General features: G+C 73.0%; 20 protein-coding genes and 3 pseudogenes. 8 read left to right on the top strand and 15 right to left on the bottom strand.

What is annotated here, in order from left to right; all coding sequences use genetic code 11:
• From WBK50_RS08840 to WBK50_RS08820, 5 genes and pseudogenes are all read right to left on the bottom strand, one after another.
• A complete protein-coding gene (locus tag WBK50_RS08840) occupies positions 1–1,002 on the bottom strand; it encodes a zinc-dependent alcohol dehydrogenase family protein (protein ID WP_341335124.1) in 1,002 nt (333 codons plus the stop codon).
• An 18-nt stretch (positions 1,003–1,020) separates the two neighbouring features.
• On the bottom strand, positions 1,021–1,146 hold the full coding sequence (locus WBK50_RS08835) for a hypothetical protein (RefSeq protein ID WP_341335123.1): 126 nt from the start codon (positions 1,144–1,146) through the stop codon (positions 1,021–1,023).
• Positions 1,147–1,267: 121 nt separating this feature from the next.
• Positions 1,268–1,966, bottom strand: a pseudogene (locus WBK50_RS08830) (DUF4389 domain-containing protein); the annotation flags it as partial.
• Complete coding sequence (locus tag WBK50_RS08825) at positions 1,963–3,171, bottom strand: acetate/propionate family kinase (RefSeq protein WP_341335122.1); 1,209 nt, start codon at positions 3,169–3,171, stop codon at positions 1,963–1,965. The pseudogene WBK50_RS08830 and the gene WBK50_RS08825, both read right to left, overlap by 4 nt.
• Positions 3,159–5,560 (bottom strand): annotated as a pseudogene (locus WBK50_RS08820) (phosphoketolase family protein). Before WBK50_RS08820 ends, WBK50_RS08825 begins: the two are co-directional and overlap by 13 nt.
• Positions 5,561–5,767: 207 nt before the next feature.
• Here WBK50_RS08820 and WBK50_RS08815 point away from each other — a divergent pair.
• Positions 5,768–6,331 carry a flavodoxin domain-containing protein gene (locus tag WBK50_RS08815; RefSeq protein ID WP_341335121.1) on the top strand — a complete coding sequence of 188 codons (564 nt, stop codon included), beginning with the start codon at positions 5,768–5,770 and terminating at the stop codon, positions 6,329–6,331.
• Between the two features lie 483 nt (positions 6,332–6,814).
• Here the strand turns inward: WBK50_RS08815 and WBK50_RS08810 are convergent, their stop codons facing one another.
• Positions 6,815–7,426: an Rv1733c family protein gene (locus WBK50_RS08810; RefSeq protein WP_341335120.1), complete on the bottom strand. Its 612-nt coding sequence runs from the start codon at positions 7,424–7,426 to the stop codon at positions 6,815–6,817.
• Positions 7,410–7,916 carry a hypothetical protein gene (locus WBK50_RS08805; protein WP_341335119.1) on the bottom strand — a complete coding sequence of 169 codons (507 nt, stop codon included), beginning with the start codon at positions 7,914–7,916 and terminating at the stop codon, positions 7,410–7,412. The genes WBK50_RS08810 and WBK50_RS08805 overlap by 17 nt, the downstream gene beginning before the upstream one ends.
• A gap of 370 nt (positions 7,917–8,286) precedes the next feature.
• Between WBK50_RS08805 and WBK50_RS08800 the strand changes: the two genes are divergently transcribed.
• Positions 8,287–9,291 (top strand): Acg family FMN-binding oxidoreductase, encoded by a 1,005-nt coding sequence (locus WBK50_RS08800; RefSeq protein ID WP_341335118.1) that lies wholly within the window; start codon positions 8,287–8,289, stop codon positions 9,289–9,291.
• A 40-nt stretch (positions 9,292–9,331) separates the two neighbouring features.
• Here WBK50_RS08800 and WBK50_RS08795 read toward each other — a convergent pair whose 3' ends face one another.
• Together WBK50_RS08795 and WBK50_RS34995 are read right to left on the bottom strand one after the other, a co-directional pair.
• Complete coding sequence (locus tag WBK50_RS08795; RefSeq protein WP_341335117.1) at positions 9,332–9,940, bottom strand: universal stress protein; 609 nt, start codon at positions 9,938–9,940, stop codon at positions 9,332–9,334.
• A gap of 118 nt (positions 9,941–10,058) precedes the next feature.
• A pseudogene (locus tag WBK50_RS34995) lies at positions 10,059–10,229 on the bottom strand (universal stress protein); the annotation flags it as partial.
• A 215-nt stretch (positions 10,230–10,444) separates the two neighbouring features.
• Between WBK50_RS34995 and WBK50_RS08790 the strand changes: the two are divergent.
• From WBK50_RS08790 to WBK50_RS08780, 3 genes are all read left to right on the top strand, one after another.
• Complete coding sequence (locus WBK50_RS08790; protein WP_341335116.1) at positions 10,445–11,095, top strand: response regulator transcription factor; 651 nt, start codon at positions 10,445–10,447, stop codon at positions 11,093–11,095.
• A gap of 291 nt (positions 11,096–11,386) precedes the next feature.
• Complete coding sequence (locus WBK50_RS08785) at positions 11,387–12,436, top strand: Acg family FMN-binding oxidoreductase (RefSeq protein WP_341335115.1); 1,050 nt, start codon at positions 11,387–11,389, stop codon at positions 12,434–12,436.
• 30 nt (positions 12,437–12,466) lie between these two features.
• Positions 12,467–13,954, top strand: a complete 1,488-nt coding sequence (locus WBK50_RS08780) for a bifunctional aminoglycoside phosphotransferase/ATP-binding protein (RefSeq protein WP_341335114.1) — start codon at positions 12,467–12,469, stop codon at positions 13,952–13,954.
• Positions 13,955–14,041: 87 nt separating this feature from the next.
• Here WBK50_RS08780 and WBK50_RS08775 read toward each other — a convergent pair whose 3' ends face one another.
• Together WBK50_RS08775 and WBK50_RS08770 are read right to left on the bottom strand one after the other, a co-directional pair.
• Positions 14,042–14,944 (bottom strand): universal stress protein, encoded by a 903-nt coding sequence (locus WBK50_RS08775; RefSeq protein WP_341335113.1) that lies wholly within the window; start codon positions 14,942–14,944, stop codon positions 14,042–14,044.
• 43 nt (positions 14,945–14,987) lie between these two features.
• Complete coding sequence (locus tag WBK50_RS08770) at positions 14,988–15,884, bottom strand: universal stress protein (protein ID WP_341335112.1); 897 nt, start codon at positions 15,882–15,884, stop codon at positions 14,988–14,990.
• A 178-nt stretch (positions 15,885–16,062) separates the two neighbouring features.
• Between WBK50_RS08770 and WBK50_RS08765 the strand changes: the two genes are divergently transcribed.
• Positions 16,063–17,064, top strand: coding sequence for an Acg family FMN-binding oxidoreductase (locus tag WBK50_RS08765; RefSeq protein WP_341335111.1), 1,002 nt, complete (start codon positions 16,063–16,065; stop codon positions 17,062–17,064).
• Between the two features lie 649 nt (positions 17,065–17,713).
• Here WBK50_RS08765 and WBK50_RS08755 read toward each other — a convergent pair.
• On the bottom strand, positions 17,714–18,709 hold the full coding sequence (locus WBK50_RS08755; RefSeq protein WP_341335110.1) for an alpha/beta fold hydrolase: 996 nt from the start codon (positions 18,707–18,709) through the stop codon (positions 17,714–17,716).
• Positions 18,710–18,781: 72 nt separating this feature from the next.
• Here WBK50_RS08755 and WBK50_RS08750 point away from each other — a divergent pair, with 72 nt between their 5' ends.
• Both WBK50_RS08750 and WBK50_RS08745 read left to right on the top strand, forming a co-directional pair.
• Positions 18,782–19,414: a TetR/AcrR family transcriptional regulator gene (locus WBK50_RS08750; RefSeq protein WP_341335109.1), complete on the top strand. Its 633-nt coding sequence runs from the start codon at positions 18,782–18,784 to the stop codon at positions 19,412–19,414.
• Between the two features lie 188 nt (positions 19,415–19,602).
• Positions 19,603–21,135, top strand: coding sequence for an IS1380 family transposase (locus WBK50_RS08745; RefSeq protein ID WP_341335108.1), 1,533 nt, complete (start codon positions 19,603–19,605; stop codon positions 21,133–21,135).
• Between the two features lie 234 nt (positions 21,136–21,369).
• Here the strand turns inward: WBK50_RS08745 and WBK50_RS08740 are convergent, their stop codons facing one another.
• From WBK50_RS08740 to WBK50_RS08730, 3 genes are all read right to left on the bottom strand, one after another.
• Positions 21,370–22,167 carry an STAS/SEC14 domain-containing protein gene (locus WBK50_RS08740; protein ID WP_341335107.1) on the bottom strand — a complete coding sequence of 266 codons (798 nt, stop codon included), beginning with the start codon at positions 22,165–22,167 and terminating at the stop codon, positions 21,370–21,372.
• Positions 22,168–23,465: 1,298 nt separating this feature from the next.
• Complete coding sequence (locus WBK50_RS08735) at positions 23,466–23,903, bottom strand: hypothetical protein (RefSeq protein ID WP_341335106.1); 438 nt, start codon at positions 23,901–23,903, stop codon at positions 23,466–23,468.
• A 387-nt stretch (positions 23,904–24,290) separates the two neighbouring features.
• The gene (locus tag WBK50_RS08730; RefSeq protein WP_341335105.1) at positions 24,291–25,187 is read right to left on the bottom strand and encodes a universal stress protein; all 897 of its coding nucleotides are present in this window, start codon (positions 25,185–25,187) and stop codon (positions 24,291–24,293) included.
• Positions 25,188–25,367 lie beyond the last annotated feature (180 nt).

Raw genomic sequence — 25,367 nt, 5'->3', positions numbered from 1 at the left:
TCAGTCGGGCACGAGCACCGCGGCGCCGGTGATCCGGTCCGCGGCGAGGTCGGCGAGTACCTCGTCCGCGGTCGAGAGGGGGTGGGGATCGACGCGGGGGCGTACGTGAAGGGCCGCGGCGAGGCGCAGGAACTCCTCACCGTCCGCGCGGGTGTTCGCCGTGACGCTGCGCAGCTGCTTCTCCCGGAACAGCTCGGCCTGGTAGTTGAGGACCGGGATGTCGGAGAGGTGGATGCCGGCGACCGCGAGCGTTCCGCCGGCGTCGAGTGCTCGCATCGCCCTCGGGACGAGCTCGCCGACCGGGGCGAAGGTGACGGCGGCGTCGAGAGGTTCGGGCGGCATCCCGTCGGCCGGACCGGCGGAAACCGCGCCGAGCTCCAGCGCGAGTTCGCGTGCGGCGGCGGAGCGCGTGAGGACATGAACCGTGGCGCCCTGCGCGATCGCCACCTGCGCCACGACGTGCGCGGACGCGCCGAATCCGTAGATCCCCAACCGGCCGCCGGGCGGCAGCTCGGCCCGCTTCAGGGCCCGGTAGCCGACGATGCCCGCGCACAGCAGCGGCGCGGCGGTGACGTCGTCGAGGGCGTCGGGCAGGGCGTAGGCGTAGGCCTCGGGCACCACCGCGTACTCGGCGTACCCGCCGTCGGCGTCCCAGCCGGTGAACGTCGCGTCGGGACAGAGGTTCTCCCGGCCGGTTCGGCAGAACCGGCACCGGCCGCACGTGCCGCGGAGCCAGGCGCCCCCGACCCGCTCACCCGGCCCGAACCGGTCCACGCCCTCACCGAGGGCGTCGACCGCGCCGACGATCTCGTGTCCCGGGACCGTCGAGGGACGGCGGGGCGGCAGGTCACCTTCGGCGAGGTGCAGGTCCGTGCGGCATACACCGCACGCCCGCACCCGCAGCCGCACCTCGCCCGGGCCCGGTTCCGGGTCGGGCCGCTCCACCATGACCAGCGGTGAGGTCGCGATCGGACCCGGCCGGTGCACGACCCAGGCACGCATCCGTCCTCCCTGTAGGGCTCAGCCGATCTCGTGGTGATGACTTAGCTTGCGGCGCAGCCGCTCGTAGTCGTCGACGTCGATCTCGCCCCGGGCGAGCCGGAGGTCGAGAGGATCCAGCCCGGGCCGAAGCCGAAAGGCATCCATCCGTGCATCATCACGTTCACCTCCTCGCCGGGGCGGCGCGAGCGCGGCCCCAGCACGATCAGGGCACTGCTTCCACCGCGATGTCCGCGGATGCCCCGACCTGGGGCCGGGTCGTGGTCTTCCCCGGTCCGCGCGACGGGCCCACGGGCGTCAGGGGCGCGGGGTCCGGGCCGCCCTGGTCCAGCCGGAAGGGTGGGTAGGCGTCGGTCATCAGCGCCGCATAGGCGACGACACGCAGCACCCAACGGTCCATGCCCAGCACCGCGTCGAAGACACCGCGCGGGTATCGACCGGTGAACAGGAGTGCGACGGCGCCGATCAGCACCAGCACCGACACCAGTCCGCCGTCGAAGCCCATGGGCCCCGTCGTGCCGATGCGCCAGACGATCGAGCCGCCGGCCCCGACGAAGAAGGCCAGGACGAGGTAGTGCGGCAGGGCGTGCACCCACCACTTCACCAACGCCAGCCCGCGGGAGAGGTGCTCGGGGTAGTCGACGTCGAGGCGGGCCGGGTAGTCCGGGACATCCGCGAGGGTGAACGGCGGGTAGCGGTCGGTGCCGTTCGCGGCGTAGCCGTAGTAGGCCACTCGCCAGGCCCAGCGCAGCACACCGAGGTTGAAGCCGAAGATCGCCCGTGGGTAGCGCCCGGTCGCCACGATCGCGACGAGGGCAACGATCGTGAGCACCCAGAACGCGAGGCCGAGGAAGGCCAGGACGACCAGGTGCGGGATCAGCAGCAGCCATTTGACCAGCCACATCCATCGCGAGAGGCCCGGGTCGCGCCGACCCTCGACGCGCACGGGGTACGGATTGTTCGTCATACCTCCGAGCGTCGGCCGCCCGCGCCGTAGTGCACAGGGGACACCGGCCCCCAGTGGCCGGGTCGCACGGCCCGCGCCCGGACGGGGCCCAGAGCGCCCAGCACGTCGCGGACCTGCTGCGCCATCACGATGTCCTCTCGGGCGTGCACCACGAGCGTCCTGGCCGGGGCATCGTGTGCCGAGATGTCTGCCTCGGCCGAGCCTGACGACGTCGCGTTCGCGGTCGCGTCGAGGGCCAGCCCGAGGTATCCGAGCCCGTTGACGGTGCGGCGCCGGAGCTCGGGCTGGTTCTCGCCGACGCCGCCGCTGAAGACGAGCGCGTCGAGCCCGCCGAGGGCGGCGGTCATCGCGGCGATCCCGGCTCGTAACCGGTGCAGCCAGACCTCGATCGCGAGCACCGCATCCGGCTCGCCTGCGCCCTCTCGGTCGCGGACGGTACGCATATCGGACGTACCGGTGAGGCCGAGCAGGCCGGACTCCCGGTCCAGGGCGGCGGCCACGGTGGCCGCCGGCAGATGATGGCGTTCGACGAGGTAGAGCGGGACGGCCGGGTCCAGGTCGCCGCACCGGGTCCCCATCACCAGGCCGGCCGTCGGGGTGTAGCCCATCGTCGTGTCGACGGAGTGCGGCGCGCCGTCGGCGTCGACGGTGACCGCGCAGAGTGATGCTCCCGACCCGAGGTGTGCGACGACGATCCGGGAGGCATCAGGCACGAGTGCGACCGTGCGACGGGCCGCCCACTCGTGGGCGAGGCCGTGAAAACCGAACCGGCGCACCCCGAACGTGGTCCGCCACGACCTCGGGACCGCGTAGGTGGAGGCCGCTGCGGGCAGCCGGGCGTGGAAGGCGGTGTCGAAGGCCGCGACCGCCGGGGTGTCCGGCAGCAGCGCGGACGTGGCGTCCATGGCGGCCAACGCCGGCGGTTGATGCAGCGGGGCCATCGCGGACAGGTCCCCCAGGGCCCAGCGGACCTGTCGGTCCACCGCGGCCGGGCCGGTGAACCGGTGACCTCCGTGCACGACGCGGTGGCCGACGCCGTCGATCGGGCCGAGCGACGACAACGCCCGGCGCAGCTCTGCGGGGTCGGGACGTCCGCGGTCCGCGTCGAGGTCGCGCGCGCACACGAGTGTCCACGGCGAGCCGTGTCCATCGAGGACGCGGATCTTGACCGTGCTCGAGCCGGCGTTGACGGTCAGGATCCGCATCCGGTCCACGCCCAGTCGCGGATGTCGGGGGCGTCCTCGCCGCGGGCGCGGGTGTGGGCGCGGCAGCGCAGGCGCTCGTCGAGCATGTGCTGGCGCAGGGCGGTGTGCCGGACGCCGAGATCAGGCACGCGGTCGATCACGTCGGCGACGAGGTGGAACCGGTCGAGGTCGTTGAGCATCAGCATGTCGAACGGGGTCGTCGTCGTGCCCTCCTCCGTGTATCCGCGTACGTGCAGCTGGTCGTGGTTGGCGCGGCGGTAGGTGAGCCGGTGGACGAGCCAGGGATAGCCGTGGAAGGCGAAGATGACCGGGGCGCGTGGCGGGAACAGCGCGTCGTACGCGCGGTCGGACAGTCCGTGGGGGTGCTGGCCCGGGTCCTGCAGCCGCATCAGGTCGACGACGTTGACCACCCGCACCCGAAGATCGGGCAGGTGGGTGCGCAGCAGGCCCACCGCCGCCAGGGTCTCGCGCGTGGGCACGTCACCGCAGCAGGCGAGGACCACGTCCGGTTCGGTTCCCGCATCGTTCGACGCCCAGTCCCAGACCCCGATGCCCCGGGCGACGTGCGCCCGGGCCGCGTCGGCGGAGAGCCACTGCGGCGCCGGGGCCTTGCCCGCGACGACGACGTTGATCCGGTCCCGGCTCGCGAGGCAGTGCTCGGTCACCGCGAGCAGCGTGTTCGCGTCCGGCGGCAGGTAGACCCGCACGATGTCGGGCTTCTTGTTCACGACGTGGTCGAGGAATCCGGGGTCCTGGTGGGAGAAGCCGTTGTGGTCCTGCTGCCAGACATGGCTGGTCAGCAGGTAGTTCAGTGACGCGATCGGGCGGCGCCACGGGATCTCCCGGCTCACCTTGATCCACTTGGCGTGCTGGTTGAGCATCGAGTCGATGATGTGGATGAACGCCTCGTAGCAGGTGAAGATCCCGTGCCGGCCGGTGAGGAGGTAGCCCTCCAGCCAGCCCTCGCACAGGTGCTCCGAGAGCACCTCCACCACCCGGCCGTGCGCGGCGAGATGGTCGTCGCCGGGACGGCGCTCGCCGGAGAAGACCCGGTCGGTCACCGCGAACACGTCCTGCAGGCGGTTCGACGCCACCTCGTCCGGGCCGAACAAACGGAACGTGGACGGGTTGGCAGTGATCAGGTCACGCACCCAGCCGCCGAGAACCCGGGTCGCGCTGGCCACGACGGTCCCCGGCGTGGGAACGTCGATCAGGTACTCGGCGAGGTCGGGCAGCCGCAGGGGGCGGAGCAGTTCGCCGCCGTTGGCGTGTGGGGTCGCGCTCATCCGCTTCTCCTGCGGGGGCAGGGCGGCGTCCAGCCCTGGCCGTGGCCGGCCCGCGTCGTCGAAGAGCTCCTCGGGGCGGTAGGAGCGCATCCACTCCTCGAGCAGGGCGAGGTGCGCCGGGTTCTCCCGGACCGCGGCCAGAGGAACCTGATGAGCGCGCCACGTCCCCTCGACGGGCAGGCCGTCGACCTCGGCGGGACCGGTCCAGCCCTTCGGGCTGCGCAGCACGATCATCGGCCAGCGGGGCCGTTCGGTGAGCTCGCCGCGCGCGGCCCGGACGCGGATGGAGGCGATGCGAGCCAGTACCTGGTCGAGCGCGGCGGCCATGGCCGCGTGCGCGGCCGCCGTGTCGGTGCCGTCGCCTACGTCGACCACGAACGGCTCGTGGCCGTACCCGCTGAGCAGGTCGTGCAGTTCCTCGTCGGGGATCCGGGCCAGCACCGTGGGGTTGGCGATCTTCCAGCCGTTGAGGTGCAGGATCGGGAGCACGGTGCCGTCGTCGACCGGGTCGAGGAACTTGTTGGCGTGCCAGGACGTCGCGAGCGCACCGGTCTCCGCCTCGCCGTCCCCGATCACGCAGGCAACCAGCAGGTCGGGGTTGTCCATCGCGGCGCCGTAGGCGTGGGCCAGGGAGTAGCCGAGCTCGCCCCCCTCGTGGATGGATCCCGGGGTCTCCGGCGCGGCGTGGCTCGGGATCCCCCGGGGAAGGAGAACTGCCGGAACAGGCGCTTCATCCCTGAGACGTCGCGGGTGACGTCAGGGAACCGGTCGGTGTAGGTGCCCTCGAGCCAGGCCGTCGCGACCACGGCGGGTCCCCCGTGGCCCGGACCCGTCACGAACAGCGTCTGGCCCTGTCGTCCGGCGATCACCCGGTTCAGGTGCGCCCAGCAGAACGTGAGGCCGGGTGTGGTGCCCCAGTGCCCGAGCAGACGCGGCTTGATGTGCTCCGGGCGCAGCGGCTCGGTGAGCAGCGGGTTGTCCTGCAAATAGATCTGCCCGACAGCGAGGTAGTTGGCGGCGCGCCACCACTGGTCGACGGCGGCGAGCGCCGGATCGGCCTCGGGGCGGACGGCCGGCGGTCGGTAGCCGGAGGTGACGGTCACGACGGATCAGCTCCACGGGATCGGGCGACGGGGACGGTTCCAGTCTTCGGGCGACAGTGATCCGAGGGAGCGGGCCGAAAGTCCCTTGTCGACCCGCCGAGTGCCTCCTGCTCCGGGGTCGGCCGGCGGCACGACGCCGGGCCTGCGGCCCTCGTCCCGGCCGCCCTGCCCGGCGAGGCTGGACGCAGTCCTCGGAAGGGAGCTGGCATGTCCACCACAGAAGGTCCGCGCGCCGACGTGCTTGTCGTGCATGCGTCGAAGGCAGGAGGAACGGCCGGTATCGCCGCGCTGATCGCCGACGAGCTGCGCGCGCAGGGGCTGCGTGTGCACGTAGCCCCCGCGACCGACGTCGATCACCTCACGGGCTACCGCTCGGTCGTGCTGGGAAGTGCGCTCTACATGCGCCGGTGGCGCCCCGAGGCCGTGCGATTCCTGCGCCGGCACGCGGTGATGCTGCGCGGCCGCCCGGTCTGGCTGTTCCAGTCGGGACCGTGCGGGCCGGACGCCGCCGAGCAGGTCGAGGCGGGCGTTCCGGAGCCGGCGAACGTCCGCCGTCTACGTGAGGGCGTGGACGGCGAGGCCCCGATCACGTTCGGCGGGGTCCTGGACCCGGCGTCCGCTCGCGGGTTCGTCGCGAAATGGATGGCCCGCGGTGGGCTGGCCGGGGACTTCCGCGACCCGGAGCGGATCCGCGGGTGGGCCCGGGTCATCGCCGAGGAGATCCGCCCCGCCGAGCCCTCCGGCCGATCGGAGGTACTGCCGGTCGGTTGAGCTCCGGCGGAACAACCCGGCCCCCGCGCCGATCGCGGCGACGGGCGCGACAGGCCGGTCCGCGTGCGACAGCGGAGTGGCGACGGCGGTGGACATCAGCAGCCCCGTGCCCAGGCGCCGGCCGTCGTCAGGATCCAGCTCGCCGACCGCGGCAGCCTCCCTGCCGTCGCCGTCACGAAGCGGGCCCGGCGCGGCGCCCTCGACCGCACCGGGGATACGAGCGCGGTCCCGTCGTGCAGCGTGAACACGACGAGCTCGTCCCCGCCGGGCACGGTGTGCGCGGGAAACGCATTCCGGTAGCGGCGGGCCGCGGCCGCCCGAGCAGGGGCGGTGGCGACATTCCCGGTGGCCGGCCGCCAGCGCGCAGGCCGAACATCCCTGGCCGCGGTGGCGCCGTGAAGGGTCGATCCCAGCCACGCCAGGATCAGCCGGTTGACGGCGGCCGGAGCGGCCGCACGGCGTTCGCGGTCTCTCGTTGCCCTCTCAGTTCTCTCCCTCGATAGGTCCGGGTGTGCCGCCGACTCGCCCGGACCACCGCGGCTCGACCTCGGACCATTCCCGGGCCCACTCCGCCCGCCGCAGGACGTCGAGGTACCAACCGGTCGCCAGCCGCATCGCGGCGAGGAGAACGACAACCCCCGTGAGCAGGAGCGCGACGGCCAGGACCGCCGAGGCGGTCGCCTCGGTACGGGTGAACGGCTCCGCGACGACCGCGTCGTCGCGGTCCACCCAGATCCGCATCGTCGCGCCCGCCTGGTGCCGCCCGGGGACGAGTGCGGTGGCAGTGTGCTCGACGCGGTCCGGCCCGATCCACCGGACGGGCACCCGGGTGGTCGTACGCAGTCCTGAACGCGCCGATCCGGCAGGAACGGTCTCCTCGAGGAGGACCGCGTCGACCGGCGTGCGGGTCGCGGACTCTCGGGCGGAGCGGGACACCCCGTCCGCGTGCGCGGCCATCCCTGCCGCGACGGAGAACAGGATCCCGGCCAGAGTCAGCACCGCGGCCGCCCACCACAGCACCTGCTCGGCGCGGTCCGACCGGCGAGGTCGGAACGCGCCGCCGCGCCGGTGCGGCCGGTCAGCGGACGCGGACATCGTGGACTCCTCGTGCCTCCGCATGCTCTGCGACGGGCCCACGATCGGCCCGGGCGAACGCGCTCTCCGGCCACGGGATCGAGGCCAGGCGCAGCGCAGCCACCGCCAGCAGCGGGTTTGCCGGCGTCGCGGCTCCGAGCGGCGTGATGCCCAGCGCGAACAGGGCAGCACCCAGCAGCCCGAGGCGCGCGGCGCGGCCGGGCGCGAGGACGAGGCCTGCGACGGTGAGCTCGCCGAGCACCATGACGGTCCCGAAGACCCGTGGCGAGGGTTCGGTGAGCGTCAGCGCGATCGCGCGATACCAACCCCACGGGGCAGCGGCGGCGAGGTCGACGAACAGGTGGGGCGCGAACAGCGTCACCGCCCCGTTCACCCCGACGGCCATCACCGCGAAGAAGATCCCCATCGCGCGGCGCCCCGCGGCGGGGCGGAGGAACGCGAGCGCCACCAACACGAGATAGACCGCGGCGGCCACGAGCACCTGGATCATCTCGGCCTCCTTCGCCCATCTCAGACTCGACTCGCAGTCGCGCGGGCGGCAGGGTCGTGGGGCCTCATCGCCCGGGTCGAACGGTCCCGGGCCCGGTGTCGTCGGCGCGCTCAGCCTCCAGTCGCCCACGAATCTCGAGAGCCAGGGCGTGAATCGCGCGGGTCAGTTCGGTGTTCGCCCGCAGCTCGAGTTCCTCCTCGACGAAGTCGTGATCCGCCTTGGCCCGTTGGAACTCGGCCTGCCGTGGGCGGCGAACAGCCGGACGGCCAGGGTCCTTCGCCCCTCGTCGGCGCAGGACCGGACCTGCCGACTCCCCCACCGGGGCCCTTCGACCCTGCCTCCGAGGCCGCGCCCGCGGGACCCTGATGCGATGAACAGCGACGACCGCCCCACGACACTCTCGACCCGCCCCGCGGACCACGACCGTCTTCAGCACGCCGTCGAGCTGGCCCTGCAGGCTCCTTCGGTGCACAACACCCAGCCGTGGTGCTGGCGGATCGGGGCGGACCGGGTCGAGCTGTTCGCCGATCGGAACCGGCAGCTGACGGGCACCGACCCGGACGGGCGGGACATGCTGATCAGCTGTGGCGCCGCCCTGCACCACCTGCAGGTGGCGCTGGCCGGGCTCGGCGTGGCCACCGAGACCGATCGGCTCCCCGACCCGGAGAGCCGAGACCATCTCGCCACCGTGCGAACGCGCTCCGGCGCGCCGAACCGGGCGGACGCCGCGCTCTTCGGCCAGCTCGGCCGCCGGCACACCGACCGCCGGCCCTACGCCCAGGAACCCGTCTCGACCGCCGCCCTGCGCGCGATGGTCGATCGGGCGAGCGGATTCGGGACCGTCCTGCAAGCGGTGACCGACCCCGCCGCGGCCGCCCGCCTCCACGTCGTCCTGGCCGAGGCCGCCACCTCGCAGCCACACCGCCCGGGCTACCTGAGCGAGCTGTTGACCTGGACCCACCGGTACGCGAACGCGCACGACGGGATTCCCGCAACCTCCGTCCCGCCCCGCGACGCGTACACCGCGAGCTACCTGCGCCGCTTCCCGTCCGGACAGCAGGCCGCCGATCCGGCGTTCGGCCCCGACGGTGGCCTCCTGCTCGTGCTCGCCACCGCGCGCGACGACGTGCCGAGCGCGGTCCAGGCGGGTGAGGCGATGAGCGCGGTCCTGCTCACCGCGACCCGATCCGGGCTGGCCACCGCACCGCTGAGCCAGGCCCTGGAAATCAGCGCGACGCGGGAGCGGATCCAGATGGAGGCCCTGCGCCTACCCGAGTATCCGCAGCTGATCATTCGCGTCGGTCACCCACCGGCGGATTCCGCTCCGCTCGAGGCCACTCCGCGCCGGCCGCTGCGATCGGTCCTGCACCGCTGACCTTGGGCCGCGCCGGCGACGGCGCGGCCCGGTGACCCGGTCAGGTACTCGCGGTCGTGGCTCCGGCCGTGGTCGTGCCGGGCACGACGAGGACCGGGCAGGGTGCGAACCCGACCAGGCCGCGGCTCGTCGAGCCGAGCAGCATACCGTCCTCCCGCCGCGGGGCGTGGTGATCACTCCGCGGGCCCACGACCACGAGGCGGGCCGTCCCGGCAAGGTCGAGCAGGGCCCGGAGCGGGGTGTCGCGCAACGCCCGGGTCTCGACCTCGACGTGCGGCGCCCGCTCGGCGACCCGGGCCGCGGCATCCCTCAGCACGGTCTCGGCGGAGGCGGCCAGAGCGCTCCAGTCCTCTCCGGCCCGGTGAGCCCCGCCACCGGGACCAGCGGTGACGTCGGACCAGGCGTACACCACGACGAGCGGCGCCGGCAGCGCGGCGGCGATGTCCGCGGCGGCGTCGAGGGCGGCCGTTCCCGCCCTCGTGGCGTCGACACCGACGACGACGGGACCCTCGGTCGGAGGTGGCGCGTCCGGCTCCGGCCCGCGGACCACCACGAGGGGGCACCGCGTCGCCCCGCTGAGCGCCTCCGCCACGGTCCCGGCGAGGAGCCCGCCGGAGGTGCCCTCGCCGAAGCTTCCGACGACGAGCATATGCGCGCCGGCGGTTCGCTCCGCCAGGAAGCTCGCCGATGCGCCGAGGACCGGGATCAGAGTCGAGGACGACCTCGGCCGTCGCCCCGGGCCCGAGGGACGCGGCCAGCTCCGACAGCCACGCAGGAGTCTCCGGGCTTGCAGCGACGTGCAGGAGCCGCAGCTCCGCGCCCGATCGGACGGCGAGGTCCGACGCCCACCGTGCCGCGTCGCGCCCGGCCTGCGAGGCATCGACCGCGACCAGGACCGGCCGGCGGTCCGGTGGGGCAGCCGTCGAGGGGTCGTGCATGTCTGGTCCTCCGTCCCGGGCCCGCCGGGCCCACCGCACCAGGGTCGCCGATCAGCCCCGACCGGGCCAGGGCATCCGGTAGTCCCCTCGCGGGCGAAGGTCCTCGCACGCCGGGAGGAGGCGGGACCATCGGCCCTACCGGCCAGGGCCGAGCGATCAGCGACGCAGGGCCCGGCGCCGGGCTAGCGTCGTCGCATCGGCCCACGGAGGACACGTTGACCATCTCGGTGTTCCTGCTCGACGACCACGAGATCGTCCGCCGCGGTATCGCCCAACTGCTCGAGACCGAGGACGACATCGAGGTGGTGGGCGAGGCCGGTACGGCGGCGCAGGCCCTGGCCCGGGTGCCGGCCCTGCGGCCGGACGTGGCGATCCTGGACGTTCGCCTGCCCGACGGTGACGGGGTCACGGTGTGCCGGAACATCCGCTCGGTGATGACACCTCCCCCGGCGTGTCTGATGCTGACCTCGTTCTCCGACGACGAGGCGCTCTTCGGCGCGATCATGGCGGGGGCCTCGGGGTACCTGCTCAAGCAGGTCGCCGGCATCGATCTCGTCGGGGCGGTGCGGACCGTGGCCGCGGGCGGTTCGCTGCTGGACCCCAAGGCCACGGGCCTGGTACTCGAACGGCTGCGCCGCGGCGCGGAGCCCACGGACCCGAAGTTCGAGTCGCTCAGCCCGCAGGAGCGGCGGATCCTCGAGTTGATCGCGGACGGGTTGACGAACCGGCAGATCGGCGCCGAGCTCTACCTGGCGGAGAAGACGGTCAAGAACTACGTCTCCTCGTTGCTGCACAAGCTGGGTTTCGCCCGCCGCACCGAGGCGGCGGTCTACGCGACCGAACGCCGCCGCCCCGGCGCGCGCTGACGGCCCGGTCGGCCCTCCGGGCCCGGGTCAGTCGAGCGGCACCCGCCACTGCAGACGGGTCCCCCCGCCGTGGCGCGGCGCGACGGCGAAGGTGCCGCCGAGTTGTTCGGCGCGCTCGGCCAGGTTGTGCAGCCGGCGCCGGAGTGACGCACCGCGTTGCTGACGGCCTCCCGGGCGGTGGGACGAATACCCCGGCCGAACGGGACCTTCGACGCTACCCGCCGTCGGCGGCCACGAGCAGGCTCGCAAGTCATGGCGGACACCCGCCGGGTACGGAGACGGTGAGCGGTGATGGGCACGATCACGCAGGCATTGGGGCTGTCCGAGGAGCAGGTGCGCAGGCTCCTGCAGACGGCGGCGTTGGCCCCGTCGCTGCACAACACGCAGCCGTGGCGGTTTCGCCTGACCCCGGACTGGATCGAGGTCCACCTCGATCGAGGACGAAAACTCCGCGTCGCCGACCCCGACGGCCGGGAGCTGCGGATCGCAGGTGGGGCCGCTCTGTTCAACCTCCGGCTCGGACTGATCGGGCTGGGGATCAGACCGGTGGTGACCGTCCTGCCCGATCCCGCGAACCCCGATCTCGTCGCGATCGTCCGTCGGGGCGGTCGGCGACGAGCCACACCCGAGCAGCAGCGGCTGCTCGCGGCGGTTCCACGGCGCAGGACCAACAGGCGTCCGTTCGCCGAGGTGGCGGTGGCCTCCCCCGCCCGCTACGAGCTCACCCGCGCCGCCACCGAGGAGGGCGCCTGGCTGCATCTGGTCACGGATCCGCAGCAGCGCTCCGAATTGGGCTGGTTGGCCCGCCAGGCCCACCAGCGGCAGTCGGCCGATCCGGCGTTCCTGGCCGAGATCGCCGCCTGGACCGGACACGAGGCCGGGCGCCCCGACGGGGTGCCCGCGGCGGCGGGGGGCCCGCAGCCCCTGTCCAACGGGGCGTGGGTGATGCGTGACTTCACCGGCGGCACCGGCCGGATCGACGGACCCGACTTCGAGGCCGAGCCCCTGATCGGGGTGCTCAGCGTCCACACCGACGGGCCGCGGGAGGAGATCCGCGCGGGCGAGGCGTTGCAGCGCGTCCTGCTGACCGCCACCGTGCACGGGCTGTCCGTCTCCTTCCTGTCCCAGCTGGTCGAGATACCCGACGTCCGGGACCGGATGCGCCGGCTGCTCAGCGGGACACGCCCGCCGCTGGCGGTCCTGCGGATCGGCCACGGATGGCCGGTCGCCGCGACACCACGACTCCGCGTGGAGGACCTGGTCCTCCCTGCCTCCGCCGCGACTTCCACGACCCCTGCGCACACGGACAAGGAGCTCGCTGATGACCCACACCGTGCCTGACCTGCCGTTCGCCACGCGAGCCGAGCTGTGGTGAGCCCGGCCGCGGTCCGGGAAACCCACATCGGCGTCGTCGTCCTGCTCGGTGACCGCGCGTACAAGCTGAAGAAGCCCGTCCGTACCGCGTTCTGCGACTTCTCCACCGCCGAGCTGCGCCGCGCCGCGCTGGATCGGGAGCTGGTGCTCAATCGCAGGCTGGCCCCGGACGTCTACCTGGGCACCGGCGAGATCACCGAACCGGGACCGGACGGCGGGCCGACGGTGGAACCGATGCTCGTCATGCGGCGGATGCCCGCCGAACGCAGGCTCTCGACGCTCGTGCGACAGGGCCGGGACGTGACGGAGCCGCTGCGGGCGACGGCCCGGCTGATGGCGGCCTTCCACGCGCGCGCGGCCCGCAACCCGGAGATCGAGGTGCAGGGCGGGCGGCACGCGCTGGCCGAGCGGTGGCGGCACAACCTCGACGAGCTGGAACCCTTCCGTGGCGACCCGGTCCACGGCGACCTCCTCGACGGGGTCGGGCGGCTGGCACTGGGGTTCCTGCGCGGACGCTGCGCGCTGTTCGCCGACCGCCAGGCGCGCGGCCGCGTCGTCGACGGGCACGGCGATCTGCTGCCCGACGACGTCTTCTGTCTCGACGACGGCCCGCGGCTGCTGGACTGTCTCGACTTCGACGACCGCCTCCGCTACCTCGACGGGCTCGACGACGTCGCGTTCCTCGCGATGGATCTCGAGCGGCTCGGCGCCCCCGAGGCCGCGGGCTTCTTCCTCGACACCTATGTCGAGTTCTCCGCCGACCCCGCCCCGCCTGCGCTCCGGCACCACTACATCGCCTACCGGGCGGTGGTCCGCGCGAAGGTCGCCTGCCTGCGCCACGCGCAGGGCGACGCCGGGGCCCGGATCGACGCGGCGGAGCATCTCGAGCTGGCCCTGCGTCACCTGGAACGGGGTGCGGTCCGGCTGGTGCTGGTCGGCGGCCTCCCGGGGACGGGCAAGACCACCGTCGGGGGCGCGCTCGCGGACCGGGTCGGAGCGGTGCTGTTGTCGAGCGACCGCATCCGCAAGGAGCTCGCCAGGATCGACCCCGGCGCCTCCGCCGCCGCGCCGTACGGCACCGGTCTCTATGCCGCCGCGCACACCGAGGCCACCTACGGGGAGCTGCTGCGCCGGGCCGAGGAGCTGCTCGGGAGGGGCGAGTCGGTGGTGCTCGACGCGTCGTGGATCTCCTCGGCGCACCGCACTGCCGCCATCGAGCTCGCGGCCCGCAGCGGCAGTGCGCTCGTGCAGCTGGAATGCCGGGCCGGCGCCGACACGGCGCGGAGGCGGATTCGTTCCCGGGGTGTGACGCCGTCGGACGCCACCGCCGAGATCGCCACTGCGATGGCCGGCGCGGTCGACGACTGGCCCGACGCGGTCGCGGTCCCGACGTCGGGTCCCCTGGCGGAGTCCGTCCGGGCGGCCGAAGCCGCGTGGATCGGGGCCGCGAGGTCGCCGTCCGGGGCCCGGACCACGGCGGTCTGAGCCTCGGGCGGGACCGCGGTGGGTCAGGGCGCCGCGGGAGCCGCCGACGCCACGGGGCACCGACGCGCCGGGGGCTCGTCGGTGCCCTCACCGTGTGGTCGTGGCCGCCTCTTCCGGACGGACGATCGCGACCGGGCAGTGTGCGTGGTGCAGCAGCGCACGGCCGACCGAGCCCAGCAGCATTCGCGTCGCCCACCCCCGCCCGCGGGAACCGACCACGACCAGCCGGGCGTTCTCCGACCGCTCCCGCAGGGCCCGGGCAGCGGAGCCCCGGAGGACCTCGCGCCGGATGCGGATGTCGGGGTACTTCCCCGACCAGCCCGCGAGCCGTTCGGCCAGCACCTCCTTCTCCTCCGTCTCCGCCTCGACCAGCAGATCCCGCGGGCTGAGCTCCGGGTGGTCGGCATCGGCATCGGTCCAGGAGTGCACGGCGACCAGCGGCGCGCCCCACGCGTCCGCGGTCTGGACGGCGAATGCCAGGGCGGCCTCGCTCGCAGGCGATCCGTCCACCCCGACGACGACTGGACGCACCCGGTCCGGTGTCGCAAGCTGCTCCACGTCACCCCTGGTGGCGCGGACGCCGATCACCGGCGAGACGGCGCGGACCGCGAGGCCTCCGGCGACCGATCCGACGAGCAGTTCGGTGAACCCGCCGAGGCCCCGCGTGCCGACGACGACCATCCGGGCGTCGGCTGACTCGGCGGCCAGGACGTCGACGGGGTCGCCGTCGACGTGCCGGCGTTGGACGGTGACCCCAGGGGCGACCGTGCGAGCGGCCGACGCCGCGGCCCACAGCTGGCGTCGGGCGAGGTCGCGCAACAGGTCGGCGCCCTCGTTGCCGGCGGAAGGGGGCCAGTGGTAGGCGCGTACCAGCCGCAGTGGGGCGCCCCGGCGGTCGGCCTCGGCGGCCGCCCAGCGGGCCGCGTCCATGCCCTGCTCCGATCCGTCGATTCCCGCGACGACCGGCAGCCCGGTGCTCCTCGAACTCATCTCTGGCCTCTTCCGTGGTCCTGTGTCGACGATGCGCCCCGAGTCAGGACTCCGTGTCGGGCCGTGCGACCGCGACCGGGCAGTGGGCATGGTGCAGAAGGGCGTGCGCGACCGAGCCGAGCAGCAGCCCCCGTACCGCGCCGCGCCCGCGCGACCCGACCACGACGAGCTGGGCGCCGACCGACTCCTCGACGAGGGTGTGGGCGGGCCGGTCACGGGTGACGAGGCGCCGGACCTCGACGTCGGGGTACTTCTCGCTCCAGCCGGCCAACCGCTGGCCGAGCAGCACGCGCTCGTCCTGCTCGATGGCGTTCCAGTCGATCAGCGGGGCCAGGGTCGGCTCGAGCATGTCGTCGAGCCAGGTGTGCACCGCGACGAGCGGAACCCCCCGCCGGTCCGCCTCGTCGTAGGCGAAGGCGACCGCGGCTTCGCTGGTCGGCGAGCCGTCGACGCCGACGACCACGGGGCGGTGGTCCGGCACGCCCGTCCGCGCGATCGACGTGCCCCGGACCACGACGACCGGGCATGCACCCCTGGAGGCGAGCGTGATCGCGACCGAGCCGACGAGCAACTCGGTGAACCCGCCCAGTCCGCGGCTGCCCACGACCACCAGCAAGGACCGGCGGGACTCGTCGAGCAGCACGTTCTCCGGGAACCCCGTGATCAGCTCGGACTCGACGGCGATCCCCGGGGCGGACCTGCCGGCCAGCTCGACGGCGGTGCTCAGCACGGTCCGCGCGGTCTCGGTCATCAGTGTCCGGTAGGAGGTACCCATGCCGGGGTCGCCCAGGTGGTGAGGTGACGGCAACATCAACGCCGAGACCAGGCGCAGCGGGATGTGCCGGCGGGCCGCCTCCAGAGCGCCCCAGTACACGGCGTCCCTCGCCGATTCCGAGTCGTCCACGCCGACCACGATCGGTCCGGTGTGCGATGCGTTCATCGTTCTCTCCTTCGACGGCGTCGGCCTCGAGCGTGGCAATGCCACGGCGATGACGGCCACCGGCTCAGGGCCCCGTGTACCCGGGTCCGAAGTCCCCCTCGGCGGCGACGAGCGGCATCTGTGCCCGAGACCGTCCGCGTGGCGGGATGAAGGGGACACCACCGATCAGGGAGCAGACATGAATGCCGGGGTCGACATCGGAACGGTGCGGGCCGCCCTCGCGCTCGCCACCCGCGCACCGTCCGTGCACAACTCACAGCCTTGGCGGTGGTGGGCGAGCGAGCGCTCCGTGCACCTCTACGCCGACCTGCAGCGCTGGCTGCCGGTCACGGACGCCGACGGCCGTGACCTTCTGCTCAGCTGTGGCGCGGCGCTGCACCATCTGCGGGTGGCGCTGGCGGCGCTGGACGTCGCGGCCACCGTCGAGCGGATGCCCGACCCCGAGGAGCCGGATCTGCTCGCAGCCGTGGCGCTGCGTCCGGGGCGCGCGATGACCGGCGGGTTCACCGACCCGGGCGTCGACGTCGAGGAGGCCAACGCCATCGGGGTGCGCCGCACGGACCGCCGCCGGTTCTCCGACTGGCCCGTACCGGCCGAGTTCCTCTCCGACCTGGCCGCTCGTGCCGGAGAGCAGGGCGCACTGTTGCGCACCGTCGCCGACGGGAGGACCCGCCGCACGCTGGAGCTGGCGATCCACGCTGCCGCCGTCGAGCACGCCCGCGTGGCCGGCTACGACAGCGAGGTGGCGCTCTGGACCGGGATGTTTGCCTCGGACGACGGTGTCCCGGCCGCGAACGTGCCCGCCCCGGGCCAGTCTGCAGGCGGGGTGGCGTTGCGCCGCTTCGCCTCCGGCGAGCTCACCGAGCCCCGCCCGGACAGCCCCGACGGCGCGGTGCTCATGGTTCTCGGCACGTCCTCGGACCACCAGCTCTCCCGGCTGCGGGCGGGTGAGGCGATGAGCGCGGTCCTGCTCCGGGCGGCCACGCTCGGCCTGGCCACGAGCCCGTTGAGCGAGCCGCTGGAGGTCGAGGGCACGCGGGCCCTGCTCCGCGAGCAGGTGCTCGGTGGAACGCTGTCCCCGCAGCTGGTGCTCCGCGTCGGGTGGGCTCCCGGCAGCGGCACCGTGCCGGCCACCCGGCGACGCTCGCTCGGCGACCAGCTCGGCGCCCGACGTCCCTGACCCCACTGGTCCCTTGCTTCTCCTGTTGCGGAGGTGAGCGCGCTGCGCACTGGTCGTCGTCGAGTCGATGTTCGGAGACACCCGCGCGGTCGCGGGGACCGTCGCCGACGGTCTGCGCGAACGCCTTCCGGGGGACGTCCGGGTCGCTGACGTGGGCGCAGCGGAGCCACCCTCACCCCGGGGACGTGGACCTGCTCGTCGTGGCCGGGCCGACGCATGCCTTCGGGCCCAGCCGGGCGGGCACCCGCGCCGACGCCCCCATGGTGGCCGGGCTCGGCGGCCGGACGGCGACCGAGCCTCAACCCGGCAGCTGCTTACCCTGGATGCACCGTTGAAGTGGGGTTGGTGCGGCGCGCCTGAAAGGCCAGGTGCCCTCTGAGCAGGGACGATGTGGTTCTCGACGCCAATCGTTCCCCGGCCCGGAAGGCACCTGGAAGATGCGAGCTTCCAACAACCTCAGCCGCGTGTCGGTCAGCTGCGACGAGCCGAATCTGGTGTCGGGCGCGGGGCTGTTGCCCGCGGCCGTGCTGGCGCAGAAGGTCGGTCTCGCCGAACTGGTCGAACAACGCGTGCGGCTGGCCCGGCACGGCGGGGGTCAGGTGAGCGGGCCAACGCTGTGTTCAAGAGCTGGAAGATCCGCTGCTGCCCGCTACGGACCACCGCCCTGGACAAGGCCGTGCAGGTCCTCATCCTCGCTGGCTGACGCCAACTGGAAGGAGCTGCAGTGTGTCGCCCCGGCATCGCGGGTGGGGATTTCGTGGCTGCCGGTGGTGCGGATACGCGTGATGAGCTCGGGCCAGAGTTCCTGCGGGAGGTTGTGACCCATGCCCGGATACGACACGAAGGTGGACCCGGGGATCTGTCGGGCGGTGTCCCGCCCGCCCGCGGCCTTGACCAGCGGATCGTCCTCGCCGGAGATCACCAGGGTCGGCGCGGTGATGGTGGACAGTGGCGGGAGCCTGACCGCGCGACCGGCGGCGAGGTGGCGTTGGGTGGTGCGGGGGTCGCGCGGGCCGCGGTCGTAGCTGATGCCGGCGACCTCGCGGGCCCAGTCCTCGGGGAAGGGGAAGCCGGGCGAGGCGATGGCGCGGTAGATGGTCACCAGGTTGTGGATCTCTTCGTCGCGGGTGGTGGCCGGCTTGAGCGTCATCAGCGTGGGGAAGATGCCGAACCTCAGGTAGGTCAGCGTTCGCAGCGGGCCGGCCGTGGCGGGCAGGCCCATGCAGCTGATCAGTGATCGGACCCGGTGCGGGTGCAGCAGCGCCATGGCCTGGGCGAGCGCGGCTCCCATGGATCCGCCCATGACGTGCGCGCTGGTCCAGCCGACGGCGTCCAGTACGGCTGCTGCGTCGTTGAGCATGTCCGAGCTGGTGTAGGCGGGTTTGGTCGCGCCCAGCAGCGCACGCCACGGGCTCTGCTTGGTCGGCGAGTCGAAGTGGGTGGACAGGCCGGTGTCGCGGTTGTCGAACCGGACGACGGCGAACCCCGCGGCGACGAGCTGGTCGCAGAAGGCCTCGGGCCACCAGACCATCTGAAAGTCCAGGCCCATGATCAGCAGGAGCGGCTCGCCGCTGTCGAGATCTCCGAAGGTCTCGTAGGCGATGGAGACGTCGCCGTTGCGGGCGTACCGGGTCTGTGGTGCCATCGCAGGCTCCCTTCAGCCTTTGCAATGCAGTCGCATGGTATCTGGGGTGCGACTATGTTGCAATACGCCCGCATGGCAACATCGGTGGACCGTCAGGGGAGCGTCGTCAGCGTGCCGAAACAGGTCGACCACGAACAGCGGCGACGGGCCCTCGCCGAGGCGGTCTTCTCGGTGATCGGGACCCGCGGCTTCGAGGCGGTGAGCCTGCGCGACGTGGCCGAGCAGGCCGGCGTGTCCATGGGCGCCGTGCAGCACTACTTCGCCTCCAAGAGCGAGATGCTCCTTTTCGCGCTGGCCCACATGCGGGCCAGGGTGCTGGACCGGCTGCAGATCGCGATCAGCCGACTGACCGAGCCCACCCGCCGCGAACGCATCCGCGCAGTCCTGCGGGTCATGCTGCCGGTCGACGAGCCAGGCCGCCAGGAGGCCTGCGTAAACATCGCGTTCTTCTCTGCCGCCACCATCACCCCGGCCTACGCCGACCTGCTCCGCCAGGGCTATGCACGGATCCTGGCCGTGTCGCAGGCCGAGCTGCGCGCCGCCGCCGATGCCGGCGAAACCACCGAGGGGATCGACCCCGACCGCGAAGCGGCGGCGCTGTACTTCCTCACGCAAGGCCTGGTCGGGCCCATCCTGATCGGGCTCTTCACCCCCGAGGACGCCCTCGCCCTCGTCGACCACCACCTCGACCGCATCTTCGGGTAGACCCATGACGTCGACTGCTCCGAGCGACAGCAGGTGCTGCCAGCCACGCCGCGATCCGCGGGTGCCATCGCCTGCGCAGCGGCCCGGTCGAACCCGGACGGATCGAGCGCCGGCGGCACGCCTGCCGCGACCGCGTGCGATCCGAAGGGCGCGAGGCCGGCGAAGGCACCGCCCGAGGGCGAGTCTGGGTGGGAGGTGGCGGTGACGCCGAGCGGCGTGGAGATGGCGCGCACCCCACACCAAATAGCACCGAAGCCGCTCTGCCCACCATCTCTAAGCCCGGATGCGCTGTTGAAGTAGTGATGATGCGGCGTCTGAAAGACCAAGTGCCCTCTGAACAAGAACGATGTGGTTCTCGACGCCAATCGTTCCCCGGCCCGGAAGGCACCTGGAAGATGCGAGCTTCCCACAACCTCAGCCGCGTGTCGGTCAGCTGCGACGAGCCGAACCTCGTGTCGGGCGCGGGGCTGCTGCCTGCGGCCGTGCTGGCTCAGAAGATCGGGCTCGCCGAGCTGGTTGAGCAACGCGTGTGGCTGGCCCGGCACGGCGCTAGCGGCGGCACGAAGGCGCTGACGGTGGTCGGGTCGATGCTGCTGGGCGGCGACTCGGTCGCCGACACCGCGCTCCTGCAAGCCGGCGCGACCAGTGAGGTGTTCGACCAGCTCCGCGCGCCCTCGACCGTCGGATCGTGGCTGCGTGCCTTCAAGTGGTCCAACGTGCGTGAGTTCGATGCGGTGAGCCGCGAGGTGCTGGCCCGGCTGTGGGCTGCGGGTGCCGGGCCGGTCGATCCGACGGGTCCGTTGATGTTCGATCTGGATTCCACGATCTGCCCGGTCTACGGCCAGGCCAAGCAGGGCGCCGGGTTCGGCTACACCAACGTCCGTGGCTATCACCCGCAGCTCGCGACGCTACCCGAGACCGGGCAAGTGATCTTCTCCCGGCTCCGCGGTGGACCTGCCGGCGCCGCCCGGGGCGCGAAGAGCTTCCTTACCGAGACCATCAGCCGGCTGCGTCACGCCGGAGCCACCGGACAGCTCACCGTCCGCGCGGACAGCGACTTCTACTCCCGCGCGGTGTTGACCACCGCCCGCACCTTCAAAGTCCGGTTCTCGGTCACCGCCCGGCAGGACAAGAAGATCCGAGCCGCGATCGCCTCGATCCCGGAGTCGGCGTGGGTGCCGATCCCGTACTGGCTCTCCACCCCGGAGGTGTCCGGCGCCGATGTCGCCGAGACCACCTACACCTGCTTCGCCAGCACGAAAGACGCCCTCGAGGTGCGGTTGATCGTGCGCCGGGTGCGCCCGACCCCGGGCTCGCAACTGGCGTTGTTCACCGACTGGGACTACCACGCCATGGTCACCGACCGCGACGGTGACTTGCTCGACATCGAGGCGGATCACCGCCGCCACGCCGTGGTCGAGCAGTCGATCGCCGAGCTCAAGTCCGCCGGGCTGGCGCACCTGCCCTCGGGACGGTTCATGGCCAACGCCGCATGGCTGGCGCTCGCGGTCATCGCGCATAACCTCGGCCGCGCCGTCGGCGCCCTGGCCGGCATGACCCGGGCCACCGCAGCGACCCTGCGCCGGCGACTGTTCACCACCCCGGGCCGGCTGGTGCACACCGCCCGCCGGCTGCACCTACGCCTACCGGCGAACTGGCCCTGGGCCAGCGCGTTCCTCACCGCCCTGACCGGCATCAACGCCCTCCCGATGCGCAGCTGAACAGCGGAACCCAGTCCGCCTACGACCCGGAAGACCTCGGAGAAGCCGGCCGACCGGCAGCACGATCACGGCCAGTTCCGATTCTGAAACCGCCCCAAACCCAGCCCTGGGCTTACCGATCATCAACTCGGCTCGACGGTGCATCCAGGCTTACAGCACGCTGACTCGTCCGGCAGCGGCCGCTCCTGAAGCGGGTCTGCGGCGGTCGCCTGAAGGCCTCGGTTGCCGGTACTCCTAGGATCCGGCGGCCCATGCCTGCGCAGCGACCTGGTCCTCGTACCCGAAGGCGCGGATCTGGGGGTGGACGACGTGGCCGGCCACGGCGGCGATCGTGTCGGCAACGGGGACATCGGTGACAAGCGCCAGGCGGCCGACCTTGCCCTGGTGTTCGAGGACGAATCGCACATGCCGCACCAGGCTGCCGATGCTCGTCCAGCCGGGGACACGGCGCAGGTGCAGCACGAGGCCGGGCAGCTGCCCGTGCTCGCGCATCCACGGGTCGACCGTGGCTGCGAGCGTCTCGAAGTCCTCCACGCGCAGAGCCTCGGTCACCTCCGCTGTGACGACGCCGGTCGACTCGTCGAGTGTCACGGTGATCCCGGCGTCGGCGGGCAGCGCCGCAAGCCAGTCCGCGGCCGCTGCGCGGTCTTCGGGCCGGAAGACTCGCATGGGGAACGGCACGAAGAAGGCCGCCCATCGAGTGGCCGTCACCGCCCAGCCGGAGGCGGCGACGACGGCGACGCCGTCGACCGCTGCGAAGGTGTGGAACCCGAGCCGGACGTCGTCAACGACGGCGGGCGGCGTCAGGCCGGTGAAGTCCTGGTCGATCTCGACCAGGCAGCGCAGCCGTCCGCCTTCTCGCACGGCGTCGTCGACCATCGGTGCGATGACGTCGTCGTAGTCCTTCGCGGTGAGGCGGCCGCCGACTCGCAGCCCGATCACCCCGTCGGGGAGATCCGCCAGCTTCTCGATCATGTGCTCCTCCGTGTCGTTGCCGAGATGCCATTGGAACGCCGGCAGCGGTTCCAGCACAGTGGCGGACGGCCCCCGGCGTGAGGGGCTGAAGGACCTGTGCTCTGAGTCCGGCTGTGGCACCTTGGGGTTGACGTGGGTGATCTGCGTCATCCGCGTCGCAGGTGAAGCTGCCGGGGTCCCGGAGACACACGATGCCCCGTGATCGTCGCTCGCCGGGCTAACGGGGCAATCTTGAGGAATTTTGCTCGGGGTGCGGGCGGACCTCATGATGTGGCCACTGTCAGCAGGATGACGGCATCAGGAGAGGACGGGCATGGGAGCCGCGGCCCCAGGGCCGGATGGCCCGGTTGCGGCGGGCCGACGTCCCAGTCCCGAACGCGGTGAACGGTCCGCCGGCCGGACCGGTCCGGGACCGACGGCCCTACCGTGCGGCTCGCCAGGGGCCGACCGTGGTGGGGTGGATGAGACCCGAGAGAGGGCTGCCGTTGCGCACGACGCCGCGGCCGGCTGGACCGAGAACGCAGTCGTCGCGCTCGCGACGGCCGGGGCCCGGAGCGCGGTGGCTTGGGCCGCGGCCGAGGCCGAGCGCCGAGGGCTTCCGCTCGTCGTCGCGCTCCCCGCGGGCACCGACGACCCGGGGCCGGAGGCCGCCGGTGTGACGCCGGTTCGGATCGCCCGGATCGGCTCATCGGTCGTCCGGGAGCTACTCGCCCTGGCCCGGGGCGCCGCCCTGCTGGTGTTGCCCGACGCCGACCTCGCGGCGTCGGTCCTCACGGTAGCCGGGTGCCCGGTCGCCGTGGTCCCGTGCGACCCGCGCCCCTCCGGGCCTGTCTTCGTCGGTGTCGGGCCGGAGACGGACGTCGCGGTGCCGGCGGCGGCGGCCGCGATCGCCGCCGATCGCCGGGTGCCCCTGTGGGCGGTCCGGGCCTGGTCGGACCTGCAGGTGACGCTCGGGCGGGTCCGACCGGAGAACCTCGCCCGGTGGACCGTCGCGGAGCGCCCCGTGCAGGCCGAACTCGAACGCGTCCTCGAGCCTGTGCGCCGGGCCCACCCACAGGTCGACCTGCGTCCACTGGTCGTGCGGGACGACGCCGCGCTGCTCCTGGCGGCGCTCTCGACCGGTGGGCAGCTGCTGGTGGTCGGTGCCCCTGCGCGCGGGAGTTCACCTGTCGACCGCCTCCTCCGGACGACGCGCTGCCCGGTGTTGGTGGTCCGCCGCCGGGTCCCGGCCCACCTTCAGCCTCGCGCGAAGCGTGGTGGCTGCGGCCCGCTGAGCACGGTTCCCGAGCACGAAGGGCGGCGGCGACGAATTCCGTCGCCGCCGGATCCCGTGGTCGCTTTCGGCACAGGACCTTCTACGGGCTCGGGAGCCTCTCCGGTCCCAGGGGTGTGCGGCGGTGGGTCCACAGCGCCATCAGCACCACCAGCAAGCCGAACCCGAGCATGATCGGCTGTAGGACGTGGTAGCGCTGCATGACCAGCAACTGCGCGCCGATCCAGCCGATCTGGGCCGCCCCGGCCAGGACCGACGCCGTCATGGCCCACCTCGAACCGCCCAGCTCCAGCACGGCGGCGACCGCCATCGGGGCGGCCACCACCAGGAGCAGCAGTATCCCCGGCCACATCCACGACGTGAACGGTGTACCCGCCAGCCAGTCGTCGCCCATCCCGATGGCGTTGTCCGCGATCAGCCCGACCCCGCCGTAGAGCGCCGCCAGCGTCACCAGCAACTCGGCGGCCGCGACGAGCCGGCCTCGGTGGGTGGTGACCTCGCCGGTCCGGGTGGCCGTCACCTGGGGTGTCCCGCTGTGACGCGCGCAGCAGCCGCCGCTCCTCGATGCCCAGGTCCCGGTACGCGGCGTGGATCTCCTCCACCACCTCGGGCGAGGCCCCGGCCTTCCGCACCACGTCGCGCATCTCGGTGCACAGGTCTGCCAGCTCGGGTTCGCCCCCGGACCGGCCGGCGGCAGCAAGTGCCAGGGCGTGCAACCGAGCAAGCTCCGTCCTGACCTTGGCGGCGTCCATCGAGTCGAGGTAGGCCGCCACGGTCAGGACGAAGCCAGCCGGAACCGGCAGGTCCAGCCGTCTCGCCGAGGTCGGCCGCTTGGTCCCGACCGTGTCGGCGTCGCAGCGAGGGACAGCGGAGAGCGGGCGTGCCCAGCGGGTGACCGTTCCGGCGGTCACTCCGCCACCTTCGGCTCGGCCCGGACGACCGCCACCGGGCACGCGGCGTGGTGCAGCACCGCCTGGCTCACCGAACCGAGCAGCAACCCGGTCACGCCGCCACGGCCCCGGGAGCCGACGACCACCAGGCAGGCCCCCTCCGAGAGCCGGGTGAGCGCGCCGGCGGCGCCGTCGCGGATCACCTGGCGCCGGACCTCGACCTCGGGGTACTTCGCCGTCCACCCGGACAGCCGCTGGGCGAGCGTGCGGTGCTCGTCGGCCTCGATCGCGGTCCAGTCCAGGTAGGGCACGAGGAACGGGTCGAGCGCGGCGTCGCTCCACGCGTGCATCGCGACGAGCGGTGCCCCGAGCCGCGACGCCTCGTCGAACGCGAACGCCAGCGCTGCGTCACCGCCGGGCGGGCCGTCCACCCCGACGACGACGGGGGCGTCCTGCTCGTCGTGCGGCCCGCCTTCGCGGACGATGACGACCGGGCATGCGGCCTGTGCCGCCATCGACACCCCGACCGAGCCGAGGAGCAGGCCCGCGAAGCCGCCGTGCCCCCTCGACCCCAGGACGAGGAGCTCCGCGTCCTCGGCCTCGCGCGCGAGAGCGGGGACTGCTTCGCCGCCCGCGACCTCGCGGTCCACCTCGGCGGTCGCCTCGGCCGCCGAGGCCTCGATCGCCGCGGCATCGAGGAATTCGTGCGCCCTCTTCACCATCAGCTGCCGGTCGTACTCCTTCCCGCCCGGCGGCATCCCGATGGGCTGGTAGGTCATCCACGGAACGGCCGCGACCAGCCGCAGCGGGCGATTGCGCCGTACCGCCTCCGATGCCGCCCACCGCACCGCCTGCAGTGCCGAGTCCGAGCCGTCCACCCCGACAACGACCGACCGTGTGTGGTGAGTACTCATCTCGCCCTCCCCGATGTCCCTGTGTCACTGCGGACGCTGCCCTCCGGGCGGGCTCCCGCGCTGCGGCTCTCCGTCCTCTCTGGGCAGGACCTAAGGCCCGATCGGCCCGCCAGACCGGCCGGCGCACAGGCCGCCGTCGCGCACGCCCCCGGCTCGGTGCTGCTGGTGCCGCGTTCCGGC

Source organism: Pseudonocardia sp. T1-2H (assembly GCF_038039215.1).
Taxonomy (GTDB): Bacteria; Actinomycetota; Actinomycetes; order Mycobacteriales; family Pseudonocardiaceae; genus Pseudonocardia.
Note: the sequence above shows the minus strand (reverse complement) of the source record. Positions and strands in the feature narration are given on the sequence as shown.

What these genes read in the sequence shown, in the direction of transcription:
- WBK50_RS08840 (WP_341335124.1), bottom strand. Translation starts at nt 1,002, where the DNA reads ATGCGTGCCTGGGTCGTGCACCGGCCGGGTCCGATCGCGACCTCACCG.
- WBK50_RS08755 (WP_341335110.1), bottom strand. Translation starts at nt 18,709, where the DNA reads ATGGCACCACAGACCCGGTACGCCCGCAACGGCGACGTCTCCATCGCC.
- WBK50_RS08775 (WP_341335113.1), bottom strand. Translation starts at nt 14,944, where the DNA reads ATGAGTTCGAGGAGCACCGGGCTGCCGGTCGTCGCGGGAATCGACGGA.
- WBK50_RS08770 (WP_341335112.1), bottom strand. Translation starts at nt 15,884, where the DNA reads ATGAACGCATCGCACACCGGACCGATCGTGGTCGGCGTGGACGACTCG.
- WBK50_RS08805 (WP_341335119.1), bottom strand. Translation starts at nt 7,916, where the DNA reads ATGATCCAGGTGCTCGTGGCCGCCGCGGTCTATCTCGTGTTGGTGGCG.
- WBK50_RS08825 (WP_341335122.1), bottom strand. Translation starts at nt 3,171, where the DNA reads ATGCGGATCCTGACCGTCAACGCCGGCTCGAGCACGGTCAAGATCCGC.
- WBK50_RS08730 (WP_341335105.1), bottom strand. Translation starts at nt 25,187, where the DNA reads ATGAGTACTCACCACACACGGTCGGTCGTTGTCGGGGTGGACGGCTCG.
- WBK50_RS08810 (WP_341335120.1), bottom strand. Translation starts at nt 7,426, where the DNA reads ATGTCCGCGTCCGCTGACCGGCCGCACCGGCGCGGCGGCGCGTTCCGA.
- WBK50_RS08750 (WP_341335109.1), top strand. Translation starts at nt 18,782, where the DNA reads ATGGCAACATCGGTGGACCGTCAGGGGAGCGTCGTCAGCGTGCCGAAA.
- WBK50_RS08785 (WP_341335115.1), top strand. Translation starts at nt 11,387, where the DNA reads ATGGGCACGATCACGCAGGCATTGGGGCTGTCCGAGGAGCAGGTGCGC.
- WBK50_RS08765 (WP_341335111.1), top strand. Translation starts at nt 16,063, where the DNA reads ATGAATGCCGGGGTCGACATCGGAACGGTGCGGGCCGCCCTCGCGCTC.
- WBK50_RS08815 (WP_341335121.1), top strand. Translation starts at nt 5,768, where the DNA reads ATGTCCACCACAGAAGGTCCGCGCGCCGACGTGCTTGTCGTGCATGCG.
- WBK50_RS08800 (WP_341335118.1), top strand. Translation starts at nt 8,287, where the DNA reads ATGAACAGCGACGACCGCCCCACGACACTCTCGACCCGCCCCGCGGAC.
- WBK50_RS08795 (WP_341335117.1), bottom strand. Translation starts at nt 9,940, where the DNA reads ATGCTCGTCGTCGGAAGCTTCGGCGAGGGCACCTCCGGCGGGCTCCTC.
- WBK50_RS08835 (WP_341335123.1), bottom strand. Translation starts at nt 1,146, where the DNA reads ATGGATGCCTTTCGGCTTCGGCCCGGGCTGGATCCTCTCGACCTCCGG.